Genomic DNA, 271 nt, shown 5'->3' with positions numbered 1-271 from the left:
CACCGCCAGCCCCGGCTTGCGCAGCACCGCCGAGCGGGGCCAGAACACGCCCACATTGGTGGCCGCGGGCACGCAGGTCTGACCCAGGCGGGTGTAGAGCGCGCCGACGCCGGTTTTGTAGGGCTTGTCCGCCCCGGCGGCCACGCGCGTGCCTTGCGGGTAGATCACCAGCTGGCCCTTGGGCGCCTCGGGGTCGGTGACGCCCGCCACCATGTCCTGGATCGCCTTGCCGCGCTTGCCCCGGTCGACGAAGACGCAGCCCACGCGCCGT

1 protein-coding gene is annotated in these 271 nt (G+C 73.4%); it reads right to left on the bottom strand.

Annotated elements, in window-relative coordinates:
* The coding region (locus H2O73_RS24020; protein WP_182110805.1) for a 1-acyl-sn-glycerol-3-phosphate acyltransferase at window positions 1-271 on the bottom strand (271 nt) is incomplete at both ends.

The sequence above is a fragment of the Vibrio marinisediminis genome, from assembly GCF_014050145.1.
GTDB lineage: Bacteria > Pseudomonadota > Gammaproteobacteria > Enterobacterales > Vibrionaceae > Vibrio > Vibrio marinisediminis.
Note: the sequence above shows the minus strand (reverse complement) of the source record. Positions and strands in the feature narration are given on the sequence as shown.